Below are 24,226 nucleotides of genomic sequence, written 5' to 3'. Positions count from 1 at the left end.
ATTTAGCCTGAGATTTTCAAGAAAAAGAGTGATTAAGCCAATTATACGGGAAGGATATAAAAGCCAAGGGTCCCTGGCAAGTAATTTACTGCAAAGGTGAAGACTACCCGAGAGTCGTGCCCAACGTTATTTTTTCATAGAATCAACCGAAAGCTTGAGATCTTCAATGGCCTTTTGAATGTTTTCCTTGATGTCCTGCCAAGCGGTTTCACTATTGTCACGAAGTTGCTCAATTCGAGGAATGAGGTTATCTTGTTGCTTTTTGAAATTATCGAGTTGGGCTTGAAGTTTGGCTCGGGTTTTTTCTTGTAGTTCGATGCTTTGATCCCGAAGTTTCTGAATTTGTGTTTCTAAATCAGTAATTTGTTTATTCAGACTCTCCGTGGATAATTCGTCTCCTCTAGCTGCAACCGATCCTGATTTCTTGCCAGCTGTATCCTCTGCCGAAACAAATGCCACTCCGCTTCCCAGGAACAGACAGGCCAAAATCCATCCCATTCCCAGCATAGAGGCGGCACCTCTGGTTATTAGCAAAAAGGCTTGGCGCATATTAAATCCCTTCCTCCCAAAACCCTGTTTTCTCGCAAGTTCAAATTTGATGATTCTCATGATTGTCAAAGCAACAAGATTCCACGAAAATTGTATGGAAATTCATACGAGCCTTGCTCCAATAACAAACTTTCCTTAGAATGCCATCCCGTAAAATAAGGATCCATATGACTCAAGAAGACGCTCGCGCCTATCTCAACTATCTCCTTACCCTCCACCTACGCCAGGAGGAAGCCTTTGGTCCCTTAGGTTTGGCATTTGTCAAGGAGAACGACCTGAACAAATTGTCCCTCCTTCCTGAGGAACAATTTAATTTGTTGATGGCCATAGCGACGGTCTTCTCTGCTGAACCCAAACGTTACACCATGAAATTAGAATTACTGCAAAAAGCCTACCAACTTCTACCGCAAACACGCTACCACGATCCTGAATTAGGACGGGACCTTGAGCATTTAATCAGAAAAACTCAAAGTGATCTTCATCGCTACAATGAGGCGATGAAGGTTGCCCGGGCACAATCTCCAGATCGACAAAGCTTAATTGTCGAAACCGATATCCCTGAATATTTCCTCGAAACCGCACAAAAGCGGGCCTCGGCCTACTATCAAGAAAAATATCGATTGACTAAAGAGGCAAAAACTGCCCAGCATTTTGGTGGAGCGGCGAAAAAGTTTGAACCGGACAATCTGGCGATCCATAAAGAATTTCCCGGTGCCTGCGCTCCATTTATCAATGCCCGGACGAATGCTTTTCATATTGTTTTACCTTTTGACTTAAAAATCAGTCGAAGCCCGGAAGATCCGTTGGAAGCTGGGATTCGAATCTTTTATGGAAAAATGGGATATTCATTTCCTTTACGGTATGAGATGGGGAAATTGTGCAGTTACCATGACGGCCAAGTGCTGGATGTGGATCTCCACGATCCGAATCTTATCTTTTTCTCTGTATCGGGCATCAAGGACCCAGAGTTTATCACCCAAGCCTCTCAAACCGACCCCTCTCTCCCACCAGAACTGGTCTACCCCATGGCCGTCTTAGAACACACCGGTAGTTTGGGACCCTTTATCCAGGTTAGTTGTAATATCAAGGTGTGGTTCGATGCCTCTATGGTTTCACTCCTCATCCAAGGTGCGCCGGATCTCCCCGATTATGGATTGCAAGGAGGAGCGGGCCTCATGACCAGAACGTACGCTTCCGATAAAGTTGAATCATATGTGCACAATTTATCTCAACCCTGGCAAGAAGGCTTAAGTTTCAACTTCATAAATCTCCATCTGCAATTAAGCCGTGGCATTGACAGTGCAGTTGTCCCCTGTGGAACACCCATCTTTTCAGTATATCCGGTGTTCAATCGACAGAGCTACCGCTTTGTCGACCGCCGAACCATGGACCAGGCTCCCTAAGGATTCATGGCCGTCAGGTCAGTCCATGGGCTCATGCGGTTCCCAAGAAATCCAACTCGAAAAAAATCACCTTCCCTTCACACTCCGGAGGGGATTACGGGTCATGAATAGTGGTATTCCAGTCAAAAGGATTTGTCTTATCCTGACTTTCCTGCTCATGGCTGGATGTGCAGGTGGCCAATCCCAAACCGAGCCAATGATCCCGGATACGTTTGAACAAGGCGTGGCTTCCTGGTATGGCCCTAGTTTTCATGGTAATCCGACTGCCAACGGTGAACCCTATGACATGTGGGCACTCACGGCCGCACATCCTACGCTACCCTTTGGAACACAGGTTCTCGTTCAAAGTCTCGATACCGGGAAATCAGTAACCGTTCGCATCAATGATCGTGGTCCTTTTATTCGGGGTCGGATCATTGATCTGTCCTATGGAGCTGCCCGGGAGTTGGCCATGATCGGAAGAGGAACGGAAAACGTCAGTTTAACAATCCTCAAATCGACAAAGGCAAGTTCAGGCAATATGTCGAAGGGAGGGTCTGATCGGTATTGGGTGCAGGTAGGCTCTTTCTCGACTTTAACTCAAGCAGTCGCCTTGCATGAACAACTGGCTTACCACTATCCCAATATACGATTGACGACCGTGGACCTTCCATCTGGACAATGGCACCGTGTTCAAATCGGCACATTTCCCTCTCAGGAAAAGGCCAAAATCGTGGCGATAGAACTGGAAAAACAATTCGACCTTGATTCTCTTCTGATACAAGGTAACTGACTGAAATAAAAGATCTAATCTGATAATGCATCCGGTATAATTGCCTTAAACCAATACCCTATGGTACTTTGAACCCAATTCAAGTACTGAGGGCTCAAAACCTCTCATCAACAATGAGACTTTTGGCCTTATTATGAATCCCTCTCATACTCTTCTGATACCAACTTCCTCCAAGACCGGACTACCAGATCTTGCAGCTTTACTTGCTGTAACGACATATCTTTGTCACGTCGGAGCTCGTTAAGCCCTCTATGGATTTTATCGCCGTCCTTATTTGTCTAGGACTTTCCGCTTTTTTCTCCGGGGCGGAGATTGCATTTTTTTCAATAACGGAAAGCCGGTTAAAAACCCTGGCCGATGAAGGCCATAAAGGGGCAAAACTTGCCCTGAAATTACGGTCAAATCCACAACGCCTTCTCTCGACAATTCTGATTGGTAATAATTTAGTCAATATTATGGCGGCCTCCATGGCAACCTTGATTGCCATTCGCATGTTTGGGTCTGAGGCCGTGGCTGTCGCAACGGGTCTCTTAACCTTTATGGTCCTGTTATTCGGTGAAATCGTACCCAAAACGCTTTGTGCCAAATATTCTGAAACGGCCGTGCAATTACTGGCATACCCCATATATCTTCTCGAGCAATTATTTTTTCCGTTTCTCTATTTCTTGGAACCGTTTATTTTAAAACTCACAGGTGGTCGGGGGTTAACCGTTCCGTTTATCACGGAAGAAGAACTCAAGATCATGCTCGATGCCGGAGGAAAAGCGGGGGTCTTGGAAACAGATGAAGTGAAAATGATTAAAAACGTGTTTGATTTTAATGACGTGACGGCTGAAGATGCGATGACGCCGCGGATATATATGTTCGCCCTCGATGGCAATCAAACACTTGGAGAAGCCCGGGAAGAATTATTTAAAGCGAAATATTCACGGATTCCCATTTACGAAGGCAATCCGGACAATATCACCGCCATTCTCTATCGCAATCATGCCTTGATGGAACTGGCGCAAAGTCATACAAACCTCACCCTCAAATCATTAGCGAAACCGCCATTATTCATCCCCTCGACCAAAACGGCTGATGATTTATTGAGGCAATTCCAACAAGAAAAACGACATATTGCGATCGTGGTCAATGAGTTTGGGGGAGTGATGGGGTTAATTACCGTCGAAGATCTTCTTGAAGAAGTAGTGGGAGAGATTCTCGACGAAGGCGATCTCCACGAAGAATGGATTCGCCGGACGGGAAAAAATCAAATATTAGTGGATGGGCGAACCGAAGTTCGCCGCATTAATGAATTTCTTAAGGTCGAACTCGACGAAGAGCAAAATACCATTAGCGGACTTATCCTCGAAGAATTAGGCCATATTCCTGCTGTTGGCGAGAAAGTGCAAACGGACAATTGCCTTTTAATTGTCCAAGAAGCTGATGAACGCTCTATCAAAGGTGTCCAGATCATCAAGGAAGAGCCTGTTCCCGAAACGCCTCCCACCGAACCGTCTACAGTGTCTTCAGAATCCTAGCAAAAACTTCCCAGTTGTATATCGTGTTCTGTTGGTAAAATTTAACATCGCTCAATCTTAATAAAGAAATTGATCTGTTCCTTTCTTGCAACACACGCTAGTTTACGATGAGACAAAACCTTAGCAATAATTATTCGATAAAAACCTTACTCGTTGGATGATGAAGGTAGAGTATTCCCGGATCCAATAAATAAGGAGAATTCATTTTCATCTAAAATTCTGACTCCTAATGTGGTGGCCCTGTCATATTTAGAGCCGGGGTCTTCGCCGGCTACGAGGTAATCTGTCTGCTTACTGACGCTGGAAGTGACACGTCCACCTAACTCTTCAATTCTGCGTTTCGCCTCCTGACGGGAATAGCCCGTCAACGTCCCGGTTAACACGAATATCTTCCCTCTCAACGGTTGAGCGTGCGCCTCTGACATACTGGCTTCCTGTTGAACACGAACTCCCAATGACTCCATGCGTTGCCAAACCATTAAATATTACGGGATTCTTGAAAAAAATGAGTCACGCTCGCAGCAATTTCTGGTCCGATGTCACGGATTTGCAGAAGTTCCTCTTCGGTAGCCGTCTTCAAATTGTCGAGTGAACCGAAATTTTTGGCCAAAACTCTGGCGATATGAGTCCCCACATGACGTATGCCGAGCCCAATCAGAAACCGCGCGAAGGGAACCTCCTTACTTTTTTCGATTTCTTCCAAAAGTTGCCTGGCGGATTTGTCTGCAAAACCTTCTAATTGAAGAAGGTCCTCAATCCCTAATGTGTACAGATCAGATAAATCCTTGACGAAGCCCTTGTCGACCAACTGTGCTACCGTTTTTTTTCCAAGCCCTTCGATATTCAAGGCCCCTTTTGACGCAAAATGCTCAAGCGATCCTTTGAGTTGCGCTGAACATACCGTTTGGCCGGTACAGTACAGAATTGGCCCTTCCTGAATAGTATGGGACTGACATACCGGACAGGTCGTTGGCGGCTGAAAAGGAGCCCCACGCTCTTCACCCGGCACGGGCACGCGTTCCACCACATCTGGAATGACGTCCCCTGCCCGTTCGACTTTTACGGTATCACCCACCCTGACATCTTTACGGGCTACTTCCTCCACATTATGCAATGAGGCCCGACTCACCGTCACACCACCGATTTCTACCGGGTCCAATAGGGCAATGGGAGTGAGCGCCCCGGTCCGACCGACCGACATGGCAATCTCCTGAACTTTGGTCAGTTCCTTTCTCGGAGGAAATTTGAAGGCAATGGCCCATCGGGGACTGCGTGACTTTTCGCCCAGAGCCTTTTGCCAATCAAACCGGTCAATTTTAATGACGATACCGTCAATTTCAAACGGCAGGAAGTCCCGTCGTTCAAACATTTCCCGATGAAATTCCAGAGCTTCCTGAATGGAGGGGCAGTACCGACGAAATTGAGGGACGGGTAATCCCCATGCCTCTAGGCACGTGACCGCTTCATAATGAGTGCTTGGTCTAATTGACCCCGAGCTCATGAAATCGTAGCAGGTGATGGTCAGCGGGCGGGTCGCGGTAATAGCCGGGTCCAATTGGCGCAATGTTCCGGATGACGCATTGCGCGGATTGGCAAAGGGTTCTTCCCCTTGTTCGGTTAAGCGTCTATTCAATGTGTGAAAATCCTGGAGCTTCATAAACACCTCACCCCGCACCACCATATGGGAGGGAAAAGTCCCGCCTTCCTTCAACTGTAATGGCAAGGCACGAATGGTACGAAGATTGTGCGTCACGTCCTCCCCTATAGCCCCATTTCCTCTCGTCGCACCTCGTATAAATATGCCATGGTCGTAAGTGAGAGCCACAGATAATCCATCGTATTTGGGTTCAGCCGAATAGCTCGGATGCTGCACGTCTAATTCCCGGGAAACCCGCTGATCGAAAGCCAATACGCGTGCTTCATCCATTTCCGAGTCCAAGCTAAGAAGAGGAAATTCGTGGCTAATTTTATTAAATTGGGCAAGTGGCGCACCCCCGACCCGCTGGGTTGGCGAATCAGGTGTCCTGAGGTCCGGGTATTGGCTCTCTAAGGCTTGGAGTTCTCGAAAGAGTTGGTCATATTCAGCATCAGAGATTTCCGGCCGGCTTCGAACATAATACAATTCATCATGTCGACGGATGGCATGTTTTAACTTATCAAGCTTCAGTTGAACCTTTGCGTGTGGCACAGCACGAGATTGAGGAGTCTTGGAGGAATCCTCTCCTCCTGCCTCGTCAGGATTATTCTCGAATAAATTTGGATGCATAACTTCGGATTTCGTGCCCATTTAACACATGAAATTGGCGTAGGCGAGCAATCGTCTGCCCTGAAAACCGATGTAAGGGAATGGGCAGGAGCTTCCGCCCGAAGCGACGGGCCATCTTTCGCCAGGCCCAAGTCAGCGGAACCGGCGAGACGACAGCTACAACGGGTTCTTGTGAATGGGCACAGGCTCCCGCCAGCAATCGTTCTTCGAGGGATGTCGCAAAATCGAATAAGGGATTTTCCCATATATCAGGAATAAGGCGGGGGGGAAACAGGAACAGTGCGCCTCCATAGCATGCCTGCCCGATTCCTGGACCGACCATGTTCGGCGAAAAGGGGGTGGCGTAAAAACTGAGAGTGGACTCTTCTTGATGTTCGGCATACCAGGTCGTTTGCCAGGAAAACTTCTGAGGATCAGCCGGCACCTCAAAGAAAAACACCAACGCTTCAATAGTTCCCCGCATAGGAGGAACCACTTTGACATGAATATCGCGCACGGATCGTTGTGGGGTAATAGCCCACTGGCGCAAAGTCGCCCGCAGATCAATTCCATCTTCCAGGGAGTTGTTAAATCGTTCAACCCTGCCTAAATCTGCCCCCAAGACCTGTCGACTATGCTGTCGAACATGCGATGCAAAAGATTCAATGCGCTGATCTTCCGGAGGCCAGGAACACTGGCGGGAAGGATTCCATTGTTGTGCCCAAGCTTGTGTTTTGGGCCTTGAGGGATCAGGCCGGAGAGTGACACGGCGCCAAACAAAAGGGTCACCTTGCAGCCGATTCACAGCGGGGAGAATGTTGCCCCCAGGGTCTTGAAGTTCGCCAATTCCCATCAACACACCAGACCTGGTATCCAATACGGATGGTTGATTTTGGTAGTCATAGATTTTCGCAGTTTCCAATAACCTGAGGGCAAATTCATCTCCAGCCATTTGCTTGGCAGCGAGAACCAAGGTATACAAATCCGGTTTAAGCCGATGCTCGAGGAGTGTCAGGTTCCGCACATATTGAAAATAGCGTTGCAATAATTGTGGGGTGACCCAATTGGTTTCGTGCGCGATAATCGGGGAACGAGACGCCAGCCACCTGGCCCGTGCTTCCAAAACCAGTTCTTTGATGCCATCAATAGCCAAATGCGTATCGGCACGGGCTTCTTCCCTTCGTTGTTCATAGAGATGAGTGACATAGGGTAGTTCGCTCAACACAAAGTAGAGGGAAGATGGTTCGACCTTCCACCACTCGGGAAGACTGAAGTTCTGCTCGGGTGAAATATACGGCATCCGCTCGTGATAGGCCTGACGCAGCCAGGGCCAATCCGTCATTGGGCAGAGAAAAAGAATAGCCGAAAAGTCCAGTTCGAGTTCATGAAGTCGAAAAGCCATCCAACGGATCCGGTCCCAACGAGAAGAGGGGTTTTGTGGAGGCGGCAAAAAAGGCATGGTGGCAGCAGAAAAGGCTGCCAAAGGCACGGCCTTTAAAGAATAAGGATCAGGCCCGACCCAGGAGACGGGATGGTAGCGCCGGACCTCACGATCGACATAGGCTCGGGGGATCATTTCCGACATGGCTGCTCGAATCCCCATAATCACCGGTTGACAGGGATCAATCGGCACATAAGAGCAGCTCGAGGTTCCATCATCATGTTGTTCTGGAAGGACCACCAAACTGACAACAGGCAACTGGTCAATTCCCTTTTCTACGAAGGATTGCACCGATGGTGGGAGAGGAAGAGCCACACAATCAATGTGGCGGGACACAAAAATCTCGCGGACGACATGAGCCATATCTCCACTTCCATGCACGACAGGCAGGACGTGAATCCTAGAAGAGAGAGCAAAGATCGTGTCTGGGATCAAGGCTGAGAGAGTCATGGTGTGTCCTGGAGGAAAAGCGGGAAGGCTTTCCCACTCAAGAATTAGAGGATGGGCCGTGCATCAGGGTCACCTAAGGTCACAGGTCTGAAGGCCTACTGGTCAGGGTGCAGGGGATGATCCTCTTCAAAGAAAAAATCCCCCAATCCTTTCGGGAGAGCATGCCCGTGCAGGGTTTGGGACCGCCGTTTCGCTAATACATCCAGGTCTTGTGCTTCTTCTCCCAAAACATTGATCAGAGCCTCCCGCCAAGCCGGATCACGGGCCACGGGATGGTGAGGGTCTTGGGCCATCCGTTTCATCGCGTATTGCACCATATGCATCCCGTCCCGAATGGAGAACGGAAGATCCAGTTGATGCGCTTTTTGAAGAAAATTCACCGTGAGCGTGATTAATTCAGCAGAGGCAAACGGGAGGTGATACCGCAAAATGGCCAATTCATGTTCCTTATTAGGGAATTCAACTTTCAACGTCGGTTGCAGGCGAGACAGGATATAATCCGGCACCTCATAGGTCGAGGCATCTTCATTCATCGTGACACAACATCGAAAATTCTCATGCGCATGAATTTGAACACCCGCCACGACCGAATCGACCGAGCGACGGTGATCAAGCAGGGAGGCAAGGGAGGCCCAACTCTTTTCATTCATCCGGTTGCCTTCATCAAGCAGACAGACATTGCCGGTTACCATAGCCGTGACTAAAGGAGAGGCTTGATAGGTAATCGTGCCTCCCTCAGAAATGACCGGGGAGACGAGAAGGTCTTCCGGCCTGGTATCAGCCGTACATTGATAAATGAAAAGTTCCTGCTTTCGCTCCTGAGTGGCCGCCATGGCGAGTGTGGTCTTCCCCACACCCGGTTGACCGATAATTCTGGGTGATAAAGGCACATCTCGTTCATCAACGATAAACCAACAGGCGAGAAGCTGACGTAAAATTTCTTGATCGCCCATCCAGGCTTGCGTCTGTGTGAGGGGACGGGCCAGGCGAAGCGCAACCTGCCCGATGTGCATTACCGAAGGATCTGCAGAATGTGAAAATGGAGAGGTCATAGAAAAAGGACGAAGGCAAATGGTAAGTGAAATTATCACAGCCATTTTTCTATGGTCAATGAATCGTGGTGTTCGATAACTTCTGCTGGTGTGCAAAATAGTTGTTTGACATTATCCCTATTCCGAATTATTGTGTAGCAAAAGGTGACCAGATGGTGGAGATGTTCGCCTTTTCGTTATTGACCATTGTCCCTAAAGGAGGGATACATATGAACCTCAGAGGAGGAACGCGTAATATGGTGCAACCATTGTTCGGGGGACATCAAGGAGATCCCCAATCATCGGGCTGGTTTGGATACCTGAAAATTGCAGCTGGCGTACTGGTCTGTAGCGGAGTCTTGACCGGATGCGTCAGTACAGAAAAGTTCGAAGCCGAGAAGGCACGTGCATTAAATTTCCAAAGGCTTTTAGCGCAAGAAGAAAAACGAACCGGTGAATTAAATGTGAAGTATCAAGACACGCAACGACAACTGGGGTCATTGGAATCGCAAAACCGAGATTTAAATGCCGAAATGGAAGCGTTGCGCGACCAATTGAACCGGTCCCATGACGAACTTTCGCGTGTAAGAGAGGGAGGGATGGGAAAATCAGATGATTTGAAACTTTCCGAACCTTCGATCTCGGAATTTGGGCTGAATGATCTGGACTTTAAAGATTCAGATATGACCAAACTTGATTCGGATTTGAATTTGGGGGACACCATTCCTTTGGATTCACCAAGTATGGATACCATGGGAAGTCTTGATGAAGGGTCACATATTGTCGCTAAAGGCGAGACCCTCTACCGGATTTCCAAAGAGTACGGCGTATCGATCAGTGATCTCAAAGCCTGGAATCAGTTGACGGATAACACCATTCACGTTGGACAAAAGCTTATCGTCAGCGGTCAGTAATTTCAGCTCCATTCATTCTTCAAGCTAAGGCCGGAATCCCAAGGAAAACCGCTTCCTTCGGTTCCGGCCTTTTCTTGTTCTCCCCACGAGAAGACGTGTGTCTCACCCGCACTTTCGTTGACACCTCATAGGCCATATGCTACCGTCAAACCCATGAAAAATGCTTATTATTCAGTGAGTTTTGAGGAATTCTGCCAATTCGCCTCACAAGGAAACCTCGTCCCCCTTTATCGAGAAATTCTGGCGGATTTCGAGACCCCTGTATCCGCATTTTCCAAAATTAATACGGGACCCAATGCCTTTTTATTTGAAAGTATCGAAGGGGGAGAAAACTGGGCAAGATATTCCTTCCTGGGGAGTCACCCTTCCGTTATGTTGTGGGAGGAGAACGGCGAAGTGGTCACCCAAAAAGGCCGGAAACAGCACCGCGTCCCGCTGCAGGGCAACCCCTTGGACCATATTCAGAATACCATGGCAGAGTATCTTCCGGTTGTCGTTCCCGGTTTGCCCCGATTTGTTGGTGGTGCCGTGGGTTATTTGGGTTATGACGTGGTCAAGTCTTTTGAGCCGGTTCCGTCTCGAGCGAAACCCGGGATTAAAACTCCCCTCTTTGCGTTTTGCATTACGGACACCTTACTCATTTTTGACAATGTCGCCCATACCCTCAAAGTCGTGGCCAATGCCCATATTACTTCTGCAAAGAAGACCCAACTTCGCCAGATCTATCAAGACGCTATCAAGCGGATTGAATCAATCATTGCCAAACTTCATAAACCAAGCCGGCGACCTACGGCCTCGATTCGACGTGCACCCCTCAAATTTCAATCCAACCTGTCTCCTGAGGACTTTGAAAAAATGGTGCTTCGAACCAAGGAATATATTCAGGCTGGGGATATCATCCAGGGTGTCATGTCTCAACGCTGGCAAACCACCATCCACACTGATCCCCTGGAGATTTATCGAGCCTTGAGGGTGCTCAATCCCTCACCCTACATGTTCTATTTACGCATTGCCGGCATCGAACTCGTGGGATCTTCTCCGGAAATCCTTGTGCGATGCGAAGAAGGCAACATTGTGGTGCGACCCATTGCCGGAACCCGTCCCCGTGGCCAGACGCCGCAAGCTGACAACGCATTGGAACAGGATCTCTTATCCGATCACAAAGAATTAGCCGAACATGTCATGTTGGTAGATCTAGGCCGCAATGATGTGGGCCGAGTGGCCAAAACCGGAACAGTCAAAGTTGAACGGTTCAAGAAAGTCGAACGGTATTCCCATGTCATGCACATTGTGTCTCAAGTCAAAGGAGAATTAGATCCGCGATACACCGCCTATGATGTTATGAAGGCGTGTTTTCCGGCCGGGACCGTGTCCGGTGCGCCGAAAATCCGAGCCATGCAAATTATTGAGGAATTGGAACCCACTCGTCGGGGACCTTATGCGGGAGCGGTCGGGTATTTTAGTTTTTCCGGGAATATGGATACCTGTATCAACATTCGTACGGTCGTCGTTCAAGGACAAAAGGCCTATATTCAGGCCGGTGCCGGAATTGTCGCCGATTCTGACCCTACCCGTGAATATGAAGAAACTCGAACAAAAGCCGGCGCCATGATGAGAGCCATTGAAATGGCCGAACATGGTCTAGCGTAAAAAGGCTTGAGAAGAACCCGTATGATCCTGGTCATCGACAATTACGATTCGTTTACCTACAATCTTGTCCAATATCTTGGAGAGTTGGGAGCCGATCTCAAGATTTTTCGAAATGATGCCCTCACCATCGATGACATTCACCGCCTGTCGCCTGAGCGGATATTAATATCCCCCGGCCCCTGTACGCCAAACGAGGCGGGCGTTTCTGTTGCCATCATCAAGCACTTTGCCGGCCGTCTTCCGCTATTTGGTGTCTGTCTCGGGCATCAATCTCTGGCCTATGCTTTTGGAGGTCAAATTATTCGAGCCCCCAGACTTATGCACGGGAAAACCTCCATGATCCATCATGACGGAAAAACAATTTTTGAAGGCCTCCCGAATCCTTTTGAAGCCACCCGATATCATTCCTTAATCGTCAAGCGTGAAACCTTACCCACGGACTTTGAAATATCAGCCGAAACTGTGGAAGGGGAAATCATGGGACTTCGACATACCTCAACCGGAGCGGAAGGCGTGCAATTTCATCCTGAGTCGATTCTCACCTCGTCAGGGATGGACCTTTTGCGGAATTTTTTATTATTACCCGTTTGCTCTTCAACCGACCACTAAGTCCAAGACTTCCCTGTCATCTGTCCATGAGCCTGGTCACATGCCTCTACTCAAAGACCACATCGCCAAATTAGCCGAGGGCCTCGACCTCTCAGAACTCGAAGCGGAGGAAGCCATGCGGGAAATCATGCAGGGAGGAGCCACTGAGGCTCAAATTGCAGCCTATTTAATGGGGTTACGCATAAAAGGCGAAACGATAGATGAAATCACCGGATCAGTGCGAGCCATGCGCGAGCGGGCAATTCGGATCCCAATTGCCGATCCTCAGGTGGTGGATACATGTGGAACCGGTGGGGACAAAAGCCACACGTTCAATATCTCGACGGCTGCCGCCTTTGTCGTAGCTGGAGGAGGGATGACGGTCGCCAAGCATGGAAATCGCTCCGTGTCCTCTCAATCAGGGAGTGCAGACGTGTTGGCCGCCCTTGGGGTGAATATCGATTTGTCTCCTGAAAAGGTTGCCGATTGCATCAATGAAATTGGCATTGGGTTTCTCTTCGCACCGCTGTATCACGGAGCGATGAAGCATTGCGCCAAACCTCGGTCGGAATTGGGGATCCGTACCTTGATGAATATCATGGGACCGCTAGCCAATCCCGCACGGGCTACGATTCAGATTTTGGGAGTGTATGATCAAGCCCTCACCGAAAAGTTGGCTCAGGTTCTAGTAAGGTTGGGCACACAGCATTGCTTTGTCCTTCATGGGATGGACGGTTTGGATGAAATTTCATTAACCAGTCGCACAGGGATTGCTGAAGGAAAAAAAGGACGAGTACTGAGCTATTCCATCGGGCCGGAAGATTTCGGTCTTCACCCGGTTACACCCAAAGAACTGTTGGGAGGAAACCCGGAAGACAATGCCCAGATCATTCGCGATATTTTTCGAGGACGAAAGGGTCCCAAACGGGATATTGTGTTGATGAATGCCGCACCGGCCTTTATCGCCTGCCAGAAAGCGACCTCGCTGAAAGAAGGATATGAAGAAGCCGGTCGTGTGGTGGACAATGGGGCCGCATTTGAAAAGTTGGACAAACTCATTTCCCTGACCAAAAAGTTGGCGGCATGATTCTTTCGCGTATTCTCGAACATAAAAAAGCCGAATTGCGTCGAAAACAGAGTCGGGGGTATCTGGCTGAACTCAAGGGCCGCATTGTTGATCGAACTCGACCTCTGGGTTTTATTCAAGCATTAGAGGCAGGGCGGACGTCAACAGCTCCGGCATTAATTGCCGAAGTCAAAAAAGCTTCACCCAGTCAGGGCCTGATGCGACCGGAATTTCACGATCAATTTGAGCCGGTGACCATCGCATCGCAATATCGAGATCATGGAGCAAGTGCCCTGTCCGTCCTCACCGATCAGGATTTCTTTCAGGGGAACTTGGAGTATTTGCACAATGTCAAAGAGGCGGTTCACCTTCCTACGCTCAATAAAGAATTTATGGTTGAGGAAATTCAGTTTTATGAAGCGCGGGCTTATGGAGCGGACTGTGTGTTGCTGATTGCGGCCGCATTGGATCGATTCCAGCTTGAAGACTTTTTTACCGTTGCGCAAGAGTTGTCACTTGATGTGCTCATTGAAGTCCATAATGAACGGGAATTGGATACCGTCCTTGAACGGGTGCCCTTGGCCAGACTTATCGGCATCAACAACCGGGATCTCAAAACCTTTCAAACTGATTTGAGTGTCACCGAGCGGCTGGCCAAACGTATGCCGGCAGACACACTAATTGTCAGTGAAAGTGGTATCCACAACCGTGACCATGTTATGCGGGTACTGGAAGCCGGAGCCAAAGCCATGTTGATCGGTGAGTCGTTATTGCGCGCAGATTCGATTCAAGCCAAAATTCAGGAATTACTACATCCCCCTCCATCTCCGAAACAAGAAGCATCCACCACTCGTTGGGTTTAGGATTCGATGGCGGGGGACTCTCGACTCACCTATTCTCTTTGCGAAAGACCGGTCAGATTATTGAGAAGTCTCTCTAGACAAGAAAAAAAATGGGCCTGAAGCCATATACCGAGGTGCTCACGAACCTCCCCAACCAACGGCGAATGTCCTTATGGCCACAAAAATAAAAATTTGCGGCATTACGAATCAGAAAGATGCCGAATTCGCAGTACAGGAAGGGGCCGACGCGTTGGGTTTTGTGTTTTACGCCCAAAGCCCTCGATATGTCCAACCTGCGACCGCCCAACATATCATTGCCAGCCTTCCCCCTTTTGTGGTGACAGTGGGTGTCTTCGTCAATCACGATCTCGATATGGTGAAGCGCGTATTTGATGACTGCGGATTGAGTCTGGCACAACTTCACGGTGACGAATCTCCCGGTTTTTGTGAATCGCTACAGCGTCCAGTGCTACGCGCCATTCGGCTCAGGGATAGAAGCAGCTATCTCGCATTGGCAGAATGGAAAGGACGGATAGGCGTGAGAGGATTTATCATTGATGCCTTTTCTCCTACCGCGTACGGAGGAACCGGGCACACGACCGATTGGTCACTTGCGGGCGAAGTAGCCAACGCCGTTCCCATGCTGTTGGCAGGAGGATTAACTCCTGAAAATGTTCAAGAAGCCATTTGCCAAGTGCAACCCTATGGGGTCGATGTGAGTAGCGGTGTGGAACAGAGTCCTGGGCGAAAAGATCCGTCCAAAATTCGGGATTTTATCCAATCGGTTCGTCTTGTGTGTTAGCCATTCCATCGCTATACTCTTTTCTTTTTACGTCCTCTTTCAGAAGAACATTTCATGGCAATCATACCTGATAAACGCGGGCGCTTCGGGCAATTCGGAGGCAAGTATGCTCCGGAAATCCTGATGCCCGCCATTCATGAATTGGAACAGGCGTATCGTACGGCGAAGAAAAGCCGGCCCTTCCAGCAGGAATTTCTGAATTGCCTGAAACAATTTGTCGGTCGTCCCACTTCCCTTTTCTTCGCCGAACGTCTCACCAAAACACTTGGTGGAGCCAAGATTTACCTCAAACGAGAAGACCTGTGTCATACCGGTGCCCACAAGATCAACAATACCGTCGGGCAGGCCTTGCTCACCAGACGAATGAAAAAGAAACGTGTCATTGCTGAAACCGGTGCCGGACAACATGGCGTAGCGGTGGCGACTGTAGCGGCCATGTTCGGTCTGGAGGCCGAAATTTACATGGGCACCGAGGATATGGAACGACAGGCATTGAATGTCTTTCGAATGCGGTTACTTGGATCAAAAGTGACGGGGGTGAGTTCTGGAAGTCGCACACTCAAGGATGCCATCAGTGAGGCGATGCGTGACTGGACCACCAATGTAAGCACGACTCACTATTTGCTTGGATCGGTCCTGGGCCCCCATCCCTACCCCATGATGGTACGGGATTTTCAATCCGTGATTGGTCGAGAAACCCGGAAGCAAATCCTTGCACTGGAAGGTCGGTTGCCTCACTGTCTTGTCGCCTGTGTCGGCGGTGGCAGCAATAGCATTGGATTATTCTATCCGTTCGTCAAAGATACTCAAGTCAAGATGGTCGGCGTGGAAGCCGGTGGGCACGGGATAGAAAGCGGGAAACATGCCGCGCGCTTTGCAGGAGGAATACCCGGCGTTTTACATGGCACGATGACCTATCTTCTCCAGAATGAGGACGGTCAAGTCAATCCCACACATTCAGTGTCTGCCGGATTGGATTATCCGGCAGTCGGTCCTGAACACAGTTACTATCATGATTCCGGACGAATCCAGTACACCTCCGCAACGGATGCTGAGGCCTTAGCCGCGTTCGACTTACTCGCTAAGGAAGAAGGCATCATTCCCGCATTAGAAAGTGCCCATGCAGTTGCAGAAGTCGTCAAGCTGGCGCCCACGATGAAAAAGTCACAGATCTTAATCATGAATCTCTCCGGGCGCGGAGATAAAGATGTTCAACAATTAGCCAAAATGCGCGGAATTCCTCTCTAGGAGAGGGCATACTCAGTGGCCAGAGAATCACCAGGCCAGGACGGCCGCCAAGTCTCCCATCACATTTGAAATGTTCTGATATGAGCAATCGCATTCAAGCCACATTTGCACAACTCCACTCCAAGGGTAAAAAAGCCCTTATCCCATACATTATGGCTGGCGATCCGACCTTAGCAATGACGGAATCTCTTGTATTAGCGTTGGAACAGGGTGGTGCCGACCTGATCGAATTGGGTGTGCCATTTTCGGATCCTATCGCCGATGGTCCGGTGATTCAACAAGCAGCAGAAAGGGCCCTGCACTCTGGGACAACTCTTAAAAATATCCTTGCCACTGTCGCCAACCTGAGAAAAACAACATCTATTCCCCTTATTTTGATGACCTATTACAACAGCCTCATGGCGATGGGGATTAAGGATTTTTGTGCCAATGCCGTTGACGCGGGCGTCGATGGACTCATCGTGCCGGATTTGCCTCCGGAGGAATCTGACCTTCTTTATCATGCCACTCAAGCGGCGGGAGGACCGGTGAGTATTTTCCTGCTTGCTCCCACCAGCACGGCGGAACGACGACGTGCAGTGATCAAGCGATCACATGGCTTTATCTATTATGTCTCTCTTACCGGCATTACCGGTGCAAAGCTGACCGATCTCAGTCTGGTGCGCCAAAGCGTCCAACAGCTTCAACGAGCCTCACGGAAACCTGTGGCAGTGGGATTTGGAATTGCCTCCCCCGAGCAAGCCAGAGAAGTTGGACAATTTGCGGATGGGGTCATTGTTGGAAGTGCCCTGGTTCGATACATTAATGAACACCATTCCGCCCAGACTTTTCTCACCGATATCCAGGGCATGGCACAACAATGGAAATCGGTTCTCTAGCCTGTCACAACCAAATCGTCACCCATGCTTAATCAAAAAGCATAAGGCCCCCCGGCGTTTATAAGCGCTGACTGGTTTCAACTAACACCTTCAATGCTCATCATCGATATCCTCATTTCTTATTTTCCGCGGCTTTTACTGCCACAATGTCTCGGAACTGAATCACCCCTTCCCTCAATTTTGGACCGATCTTTCCAACACAGGGATATTTTATATCCTTAAAATACCCGCCAGAGAAAATTTCGCAAACATTCCACTCAAAGGTCCGCAAGGGAGGAGTCAGTCAGGGGCGCCCTGCATCTTCAACTGATTCCTCGCCGTTTCGAACACCACGCCACCGGTTAGAGGGAAACAAGTTCAGATATCCCGAGACTCCCAACAAGTATTGAAAACATCCCACGATCCTACCCGGACTTTCACTATAACCAGACGAACCGCCCAATCCTCGTTTGCCAGGTTGTCACACCCTGGGCAATGCCTCAGCCCATCTGGGCGTAGGGCAGCCCGCTTTATTAGGTCGAATTTCGATGAGGCCCTGCACGCAGACACCCTGAGCTGAAGCACTTTGGGAACAAACCACTTTGCATTCCCTGATGATGAACTCAAGAACAATGAACCGGTAGGTTGCTGGCCAATGCCCGATTACATTTGGCTCCTTTAGGAGCAAAGAAAAATATCGGCCCTCTTCCTGTTGTCATTTTCCAGGGAAAATCCAGCAAATCCTTTTTACCTAGCCCTGGCAGTCCTTGCCCGGTGTCAAAATCCCCACAGCACAATTAAGCTAAAACTTACCTGGTTTTCAAGCATTTCATCCATTTCTTTTCAGGAATTTCTGGCACGGTTCTTGGTCTATTGGAAGGCAGACACATGCTAAAACGTCCATAATTAACAAGGGGTTGTTCATGGGTGAAACCGAATACTTAGACAAGGAAGATCAAGAAAAAGCGGTGGAAATTCGCATTGAAGATGTCATTTATCGCTCTGATGAAAGCCCGGCGGTCGTGCTGGCGATCAAACGCACCTGTTCCCTTAGTGGAGAATGCAAAGTCGGACATGTCACGTTGGGACATGAAAATACCCTACGTTTATATCTAGAAACCTAATCACGAATTCACTTTCTCAATGCTTTCTTGCATTACGCCAATAGATCAACTCTATGGTCTGGTTTCATGTTCACATCTCCAAAGGTTCTGGCAAAGCGAACCCCTTTGACCAGAAAGCAACCGGCAAAGCACTCAAGTCTCATGGGTTTTATAAGAGTCGACCAGACCACTCCTAAAAGACTCATCGCGTATCCCCTCTCTTTATTTGGTAATCTCAATGATTTCAGGTGTAAGGCCGGTTTCAGTCAAATGAAGACGCGCCACGGAAATCGGGAGAGTAAATCGACGAGGGCCGGCACTGCCAGGATTGAGGTAGAGTACTCCCTTGCGTCTCTCGGCAGAGGCACGATGGGAATGCCCAAAAATGACCGCAGAAAATTCGGCGGCAACCGGATCTAAATCCAAGTGATCCAGTTCATGCACAACATATAAAACATACGATTGATGTTCGACGACATTCGTTAGGGGAATCTGCGCAGCCCAAGGGTCCTGATCATTATTCCCACGAACGGCGATCACCGGAGCGATCGCCTCCAGTGTCTTCAGGACCTCAGGGCTTCCGATGTCTCCGGCGTGGATAATCAATTTCGCACCGGTCAAAGCTGCAATCACTTGAGGGCGCACCAGCCCATGCGTATCAGAAATAATCCCGATCATCTTCTCTCTCTCTTATTTTCGATATCCTCATCTTGCGAATCAGGAGTCTATTGTCGGTTGATCACCCGTTTTAAATATTTCCCCGTAATGGCGTAAGCCACACTCGGGACAAAACCCATGCGTAAATTGGGCATTAGATCGATCACTAATAAATCGTTCGAGCGGTTGCCAGTTATTATTGTCGTCACGAATCTTTTTGCAAAAACTGCAAATAGGAAGACAGCCCTCCAAGATATTGACTCTGTTGGCTAATGCCCGCGTTTGCCTAGCGGTTCGATTGACAAGGAAAGCCGCCCCACCAAGAACAAGGATTCTGATCACCGTGTTAATGGAGGCATCTAATAGGGTGAGGGAAACCGACCAAAACTGTATATTAAAAAGCAATCTAATCAGAGACAACGCCACGGCACATGTCAGCCCCCAGGAAAATCCCCTATACCAGGAGGCCAGGGACACTGGAATGAGATACAAAATGGGAAACTGAATGGTTGGACCTGCTACGAAATCCCCAAGCAAAATTACAAGCGCTAACGCACTTAAATAACCGGGGAATAATTTGGAATGCGTCCAAGCGTCTTTCCAAAAGCCTGTTTTGGAAGGAAGAAGAAGAAATAACTGAAAAGGCGACATAGGCCTAAACAGAATTGCGTAAAATAACACTCTTTTTCCTTATCATAGCATAAAAATCATATGTCCAGCATGGCGTTCTGAATCATACTATGCCGCCCGCCCCGCCCCCTGTCTGGAGGAACTTGTCTGGCAATTATTGGGTCCACCCACTGACAACTAGGGCGTTCTACTCCAATAAGAGAAAAAGATCTAACTCTCATCCGGGAACCTGACCACCCCGTTTCTGAACCGACTTAAAACTTCCATGCATCACTCGAACGAGCTTTTTTTTGGAATGATCCCTCCCTTCAGAAGGCGCCTGTGTTTCTCAATCCCATATGGTGTATCCGGGCAGTCATTTGGGGAGTGTTGAATATTAAAGATGTTCAAGGGCAAATTTGCCCAGGATTAGATTACTCATCAAAGGCTCCGGGTCGGTTCAAAAAAGTCCGTCCAGCAAGGCCGCAGCCGCTTTTACGCGCGGAGCGTACGCTTAGTACGTGAGCACAGGAAAATGGCGAGAACGCCGCTGGCGGCTTTTTTCAACAGACCCATTTGGATAGCGCTTATCCCTGGAAATGGTATAGTAATAAAGAGACCGGTCACGGTTGTAAAGGCTGCGGCGCATTGTCGCAGCCTTTTTTATCAGGCAAAACTATTATGAGGAATCCAAGTCCCATTCCTCGGTTGGATTATGTTCTACATGGACCCCCGATGCGAATGACACGTCCGGAAAGGTAAGAGACTCAGTGAAAACGTCCCATCCTGTGTTCGACCACGCCGATGAACTAAAAGAGGGTACCCTCTTCCAACAGCCCAGTAATGGGCACACGCGACCGCCGACGTTATTTATCATATTTGGGGCCCAGGGAGATCTCACGAAGAGAAAATTGATTCCCGCCTTATATAACCTGGCCTCAAGTCATCATCTCCCTCAAGAATTTGCCATCCTTGGGATTGATGGGATTCCCATGCATACGGATGACTTTCGGGAAAAGATCCGTCAGGACATCGACGAATTATGTCCCCGTCCCGTAGATGCCACCATCAAAGAATGGCTCCTTGATCGCCTGCATTACCTGGCAGGAGATTTTCGGGATTCTCAAACATACGACCGCCTTCAGTCTCTGCTGACACAGTTAAATACTACACATGGGACTCAGGGAAATTACCTCTATTACATGGCCACGGCTCCAACATTTTTTGCGGAAATCGTTGCGCAACTGGGCGCCAAAGGATTAGTCGAACATCGAAAAGATTTTTCCCGTCGTATCGTCATTGAGAAACCCTTCGGTCATGATTTGCCATCGGCTCGATCGCTCAATCAAGCCCTGAGACAGGTGCTCGATGAAAGTCAGATTTACCGGATCGATCATTATCTTGGAAAAGAAACCGTTCAAAATATTTTAATATTTCGCTTTGCGAACGGCATTTTTGAACCAATCTGGAACCGTCAATATATTGATCATGTCCAAATCACTGTTGCGGAAACATTAGGGGTTGAGCATCGCGGGGCCTATTATGAAAAAGCCGGTGCCCTCCGAGACATGGTCTCCAATCACCTCCTGCAAATCTTGGCGTTCGTGGCGATGGAACCACCAAATACGTTTGATCCCGAAGCGGTCAGGAACGAGAAAGCCAAGGTACTCCGTGCCATCCAGCCCATGAATCCCGTCGAGGTTTTACAATCAACGGTTGCCGGACAATATGAGGCCGGATCGATTAATAATCACAGTGTCCTTCCTTATCGAATGGAAAAGGATGTCAATCCAGCCTCCCTGACTGAAACCTTTGCCGCAATGACCCTAGGTATTGAAAGTTGGCGCTGGGAAGGCGTGCCCTTTTACCTTCGGACCGGCAAACGGTTACACACCCGAGTGACCGAAGTAGTCATTCAGTTTAAATCTGCTCCACTGATGTTATTTCGTAAGACTCCAGTCGACAAGCTCACGCCGAATGTGCTGGTTATTCGCATTCAACCGGATGAAGGCATTTCCCTAAGTTTTGGAGCCAAAATTCCAGGACCCAAGGTCAAGGTCGGGACGGTGGATATGGATTTCCAATATGCGGAATATTTCGGTGATGCGCCGAGCACAGGCTATGAGACACTCCTGCACGACGTGATGGCTGGAGACTCAACACTATTTCAGCGAAGTGATAGCGTCGAGGTTGGCTGGAGTATCGTCGATCCCATTGTCAAAGTGTGGGAGAGCCTTGGCTCGCATGCCATTCGTCCCTATAGCTCAGGGAGCTGGGGACCGCCGGAAGCCGATGCCTTGCTGGCCAGGGACGGCCGAATGTGGAGAAACCACGGATAAGGAAACTGTTGAATGTCCGGAAATTCCACCTGCTCTTACACTAATAGAAATAGATTCATTTCAGAAAAAATTGGCCCTCAGCCTCCCACAGGGACGACACTGTAGCGAGGGTGATCAGGCGTCATGACGGTCGTGGAAATTCCGAGAACCCGAATCGGACCGTCCTCCCTGCGGGGAGTTCGAGCAAGCGGATGGGGTTCATGTACTTGACGCGTTCGTTTCGAAATCGCCGTAGATCAAATCAGGACTCGCCCGTTCTCTACTTTCACGTCATAGGCCGGCACCGCGTCTTCTTCATACTCGGGTTCTTCTTTTCCGGTCCGATAATGAAACTTCCAATAATGCCAAGGGGAGACCACGTACTCTCCCCCCAATGTCCCTTCACCCAACGGCCCGCCCACATGGTTGCACGCACCATTGATCGCTCCGAACTGCTCATTGCAGTAGGTTAACGCCACTGGTGTTCGTCCGATCAGCACTTGCTGTACCGGCTGATGTTTCAACTCGTCTGCACCACCGACATCGACCCAGGTTTCATCGGGCATGCGAGCTCCTTGGTTAAAGAGGGTCATACAGCATCATTATGGTTCCTCTCGCTTTTAGATGTCTCTCAGAAGGATTCGTCCGTCGTCCGACGCTTGCCGGCTGGCCCCAGGAGGGACGCTCTCCTGGCGGCCTTGTGTGAGCCCTTCGACGAGACTCAGGGCAGGCTCCGCAAGTTAGGGCGCCCTCCGCAGATTGGCGTCCGTCCGTTCTTATCAGGTCAGAGGGGGCGTCAATGATTTTGGGCCCTTTTGCCGCAACAGAAGGGCCTCGCCTGCCAGGGCGAAACCCAGCCACAACAAACAGCGCGTGGACATAAAAATTGGTGCGATTCGCAACAGTCAGAAAAAGAATGCTCCCTTATCGCGGTGAAACATCTCGGCCTTTCGTATCCTCGACGATTAACGTTCCGCCCATAATCGGATGAATTTGACAGTGGTATGAATAGCGTCCAGGGGGCAGCCCTGGAAGAGTGTACGTCTTTCCGGGTGCGACTTTCCCGGAATCGAACAGACACGGTTTCTCTGTTCCACAATCATCATGCTGGACGGTATGAGGAGACGCGGTCGCATTAATCCATTGAATGGGAACACCGGCCCAGACGACAGCTTCATGAGGATAATAATAGGGAGGGAAATGTTCCATCCGGATCGGCTCATTCACAAATTCGGCTCCAAACGTAGCAGTGCTTAGCGAGACGACATAGAGAAAAATGACACACTGGAGTGTTTTCAGAGGATATCTCCTTTCTTATTGTATGGTCGTAGGGAATGTATGGTGTCTACAGGTCTCAAACAAGGTCTTTAATAAAGCATGCGGCTGCAAGGTCCACGATCCCCGCCTCTCTCAAACCCTTAATCCCTGAGCCATGAGCCCTTTGTGACCTTCTTCATTATAACCGACCCACCTCCGGAAGTTGGATGCCTCAATGCAGAAAAACAGGGATGTTCCAGGTGAGGGTGTGGGGATGGGGATAAATGATGCTGAATCATTTCCCCCGCATACAAGGCCAATCCCTGAAGATCATACTCCGGTTCGTTAAACCCAACATGGCGTAAACCAAAAGCGGCAGATCTCTCATTCCCTCTGTCATGCCACTATCCATCATAGAAGAAAGCTACTGTTCTTCATAACCTTTGAACACCAGTCCTCAACATACACGATTCATCTCACTGAAAAAAATTTTAAACAAATTTGGTGTACTTTTCTCAATGAGTTGATTACATACTTTGGACAAATGACAAACAGAGAAGCTGAAAAATTGTCGCAATGGGCCTTTCACTCATACCTTATATCTGCATTCCAGGTTCAACAATCTATAGACGACTCCTCGATTTACTCACAGAGTTGCGGGTATTTTGGATCACTGACTACCACCCCAAATGCTTGGCTGTGAGATAACAAGGCGGTTCCCATCTGACAGCATAGAAAGTTCGTTAGTGCGGTGGTGGATGCACAGACGGATCTTTATTCTCATCAGATCGAAGTGGCGTTGTTTGTGTTTCGATCCCCCCTTCCAAAAGAAACGTTTTTGGCCGATGAAGTCGGACTTAGCAAGATCATCAAACTTCACGAAAGGATTTTTTTACCCTGG

Annotated in this window: 23 protein-coding genes; 13 read left to right on the top strand and 10 right to left on the bottom strand. The window is 49.0% G+C overall.

Going from position 1 to position 24,226, the window contains the following annotated elements:
• Positions 1–126: 126 nt before the first annotated feature.
• On the bottom strand, positions 127–549 hold the full coding sequence (locus PQG83_RS05430) for a sll1863 family stress response protein (RefSeq protein WP_312747617.1): 423 nt from the start codon (positions 547–549) through the stop codon (positions 127–129).
• Positions 550–716: 167 nt separating this feature from the next.
• On the opposite strand from PQG83_RS05430, the gene PQG83_RS05425 reads away from it, so the two are divergent.
• From PQG83_RS05425 to PQG83_RS05415, 3 genes are all read left to right on the top strand, one after another.
• The gene (locus tag PQG83_RS05425) at positions 717–1,952 is read left to right on the top strand and encodes a hypothetical protein (protein WP_312747615.1); all 1,236 of its coding nucleotides are present in this window, start codon (positions 717–719) and stop codon (positions 1,950–1,952) included.
• A gap of 103 nt (positions 1,953–2,055) precedes the next feature.
• Positions 2,056–2,724 carry a septal ring lytic transglycosylase RlpA family protein gene (locus PQG83_RS05420; RefSeq protein WP_312747613.1) on the top strand — a complete coding sequence of 223 codons (669 nt, stop codon included), beginning with the start codon at positions 2,056–2,058 and terminating at the stop codon, positions 2,722–2,724.
• A 251-nt stretch (positions 2,725–2,975) separates the two neighbouring features.
• Positions 2,976–4,247: a hemolysin family protein gene (locus PQG83_RS05415; RefSeq protein WP_312747611.1), complete on the top strand. Its 1,272-nt coding sequence runs from the start codon at positions 2,976–2,978 to the stop codon at positions 4,245–4,247.
• Positions 4,248–4,393: 146 nt separating this feature from the next.
• On the opposite strand, the gene PQG83_RS21130 is transcribed toward PQG83_RS05415, so the two are convergent.
• From PQG83_RS21130 to PQG83_RS05395, 4 genes are all read right to left on the bottom strand, one after another.
• Complete coding sequence (locus PQG83_RS21130) at positions 4,394–4,672, bottom strand: BRCT domain-containing protein (RefSeq protein ID WP_312747609.1); 279 nt, start codon at positions 4,670–4,672, stop codon at positions 4,394–4,396.
• 53 nt (positions 4,673–4,725) lie between these two features.
• On the bottom strand, positions 4,726–6,513 hold the full coding sequence (ligA, locus tag PQG83_RS05405; protein ID WP_312747607.1) for an NAD-dependent DNA ligase LigA: 1,788 nt from the start codon (positions 6,511–6,513) through the stop codon (positions 4,726–4,728).
• Positions 6,488–8,383 carry a hypothetical protein gene (locus PQG83_RS05400; protein WP_312747605.1) on the bottom strand — a complete coding sequence of 632 codons (1,896 nt, stop codon included), beginning with the start codon at positions 8,381–8,383 and terminating at the stop codon, positions 6,488–6,490. Before PQG83_RS05400 ends, ligA begins: the two co-directional genes overlap by 26 nt.
• A 95-nt stretch (positions 8,384–8,478) precedes the next feature.
• On the bottom strand, positions 8,479–9,435 hold the full coding sequence (locus tag PQG83_RS05395) for an AAA family ATPase (RefSeq protein ID WP_376753574.1): 957 nt from the start codon (positions 9,433–9,435) through the stop codon (positions 8,479–8,481).
• Positions 9,436–9,644: 209 nt separating this feature from the next.
• Between PQG83_RS05395 and PQG83_RS05390 the strand changes: the two genes are divergently transcribed.
• From PQG83_RS05390 to PQG83_RS05350, 9 genes are all read left to right on the top strand, one after another.
• Positions 9,645–10,328, top strand: a complete 684-nt coding sequence (locus PQG83_RS05390) for a LysM peptidoglycan-binding domain-containing protein (protein ID WP_312747603.1) — start codon at positions 9,645–9,647, stop codon at positions 10,326–10,328.
• 153 nt (positions 10,329–10,481) lie between these two features.
• Positions 10,482–11,978 carry an anthranilate synthase component I gene (trpE, locus tag PQG83_RS05385; RefSeq protein WP_312747602.1) on the top strand — a complete coding sequence of 499 codons (1,497 nt, stop codon included), beginning with the start codon at positions 10,482–10,484 and terminating at the stop codon, positions 11,976–11,978.
• A gap of 21 nt (positions 11,979–11,999) precedes the next feature.
• Positions 12,000–12,587: an anthranilate synthase component II gene (locus PQG83_RS05380; RefSeq protein WP_312747600.1), complete on the top strand. Its 588-nt coding sequence runs from the start codon at positions 12,000–12,002 to the stop codon at positions 12,585–12,587.
• Positions 12,588–12,627: 40 nt separating this feature from the next.
• Complete coding sequence (gene trpD / locus PQG83_RS05375; protein ID WP_312747598.1) at positions 12,628–13,653, top strand: anthranilate phosphoribosyltransferase; 1,026 nt, start codon at positions 12,628–12,630, stop codon at positions 13,651–13,653.
• The gene (trpC, locus tag PQG83_RS05370) at positions 13,650–14,495 is read left to right on the top strand and encodes an indole-3-glycerol phosphate synthase TrpC (RefSeq protein ID WP_312747596.1); all 846 of its coding nucleotides are present in this window, start codon (positions 13,650–13,652) and stop codon (positions 14,493–14,495) included. The genes trpD and trpC overlap by 4 nt, the downstream gene beginning before the upstream one ends.
• Positions 14,496–14,646: 151 nt before the next feature.
• A complete protein-coding gene (locus PQG83_RS05365) occupies positions 14,647–15,276 on the top strand; it encodes a phosphoribosylanthranilate isomerase (protein ID WP_312747594.1) in 630 nt (209 codons plus the stop codon).
• A 54-nt stretch (positions 15,277–15,330) separates the two neighbouring features.
• The gene (gene trpB / locus PQG83_RS05360) at positions 15,331–16,524 is read left to right on the top strand and encodes a tryptophan synthase subunit beta (protein WP_312747592.1); all 1,194 of its coding nucleotides are present in this window, start codon (positions 15,331–15,333) and stop codon (positions 16,522–16,524) included.
• Positions 16,525–16,604: 80 nt separating this feature from the next.
• Complete coding sequence (gene trpA / locus PQG83_RS05355) at positions 16,605–17,402, top strand: tryptophan synthase subunit alpha (RefSeq protein ID WP_312747590.1); 798 nt, start codon at positions 16,605–16,607, stop codon at positions 17,400–17,402.
• Between the two features lie 902 nt (positions 17,403–18,304).
• Positions 18,305–18,505 carry a hypothetical protein gene (locus tag PQG83_RS05350; RefSeq protein ID WP_312747588.1) on the top strand — a complete coding sequence of 67 codons (201 nt, stop codon included), beginning with the start codon at positions 18,305–18,307 and terminating at the stop codon, positions 18,503–18,505.
• A gap of 32 nt (positions 18,506–18,537) precedes the next feature.
• Here PQG83_RS05350 and PQG83_RS05345 read toward each other — a convergent pair whose 3' ends face one another.
• The 3 genes from PQG83_RS05345 to PQG83_RS05335 are packed head-to-tail and all read right to left on the bottom strand — an operon-like array spanning position 18,538 to position 19,822.
• On the bottom strand, positions 18,538–18,690 hold the full coding sequence (locus PQG83_RS05345; RefSeq protein ID WP_312747586.1) for a hypothetical protein: 153 nt from the start codon (positions 18,688–18,690) through the stop codon (positions 18,538–18,540).
• 16 nt (positions 18,691–18,706) lie between these two features.
• The gene (locus PQG83_RS05340; RefSeq protein ID WP_312747584.1) at positions 18,707–19,162 is read right to left on the bottom strand and encodes a metallophosphoesterase family protein; all 456 of its coding nucleotides are present in this window, start codon (positions 19,160–19,162) and stop codon (positions 18,707–18,709) included.
• Positions 19,163–19,201: 39 nt separating this feature from the next.
• Positions 19,202–19,822 carry a hypothetical protein gene (locus tag PQG83_RS05335; protein ID WP_312747583.1) on the bottom strand — a complete coding sequence of 207 codons (621 nt, stop codon included), beginning with the start codon at positions 19,820–19,822 and terminating at the stop codon, positions 19,202–19,204.
• 698 nt (positions 19,823–20,520) lie between these two features.
• Between PQG83_RS05335 and zwf the strand changes: the two genes are divergently transcribed.
• Entirely contained in the window at positions 20,521–22,089 is a 1,569-nt protein-coding gene (zwf, locus tag PQG83_RS05330; RefSeq protein WP_312747581.1) for a glucose-6-phosphate dehydrogenase, read from the top strand.
• Positions 22,090–22,325: 236 nt separating this feature from the next.
• Here zwf and PQG83_RS05325 read toward each other — a convergent pair whose 3' ends face one another.
• Both PQG83_RS05325 and PQG83_RS05320 read right to left on the bottom strand, forming a co-directional pair.
• Positions 22,326–22,634, bottom strand: coding sequence for a Rieske (2Fe-2S) protein (locus PQG83_RS05325; protein ID WP_312747579.1), 309 nt, complete (start codon positions 22,632–22,634; stop codon positions 22,326–22,328).
• A gap of 358 nt (positions 22,635–22,992) precedes the next feature.
• Complete coding sequence (locus tag PQG83_RS05320) at positions 22,993–23,295, bottom strand: cupredoxin domain-containing protein (protein WP_312747577.1); 303 nt, start codon at positions 23,293–23,295, stop codon at positions 22,993–22,995.
• Positions 23,296–24,226 lie beyond the last annotated feature (931 nt).

The organism is Candidatus Nitrospira neomarina (assembly GCF_032051675.1).
Classification (GTDB): Bacteria; Nitrospirota; Nitrospiria; order Nitrospirales; family UBA8639; genus Nitrospira_E; species Nitrospira_E neomarina.
This window is presented reverse-complemented; position numbering and strand designations above follow the sequence as displayed.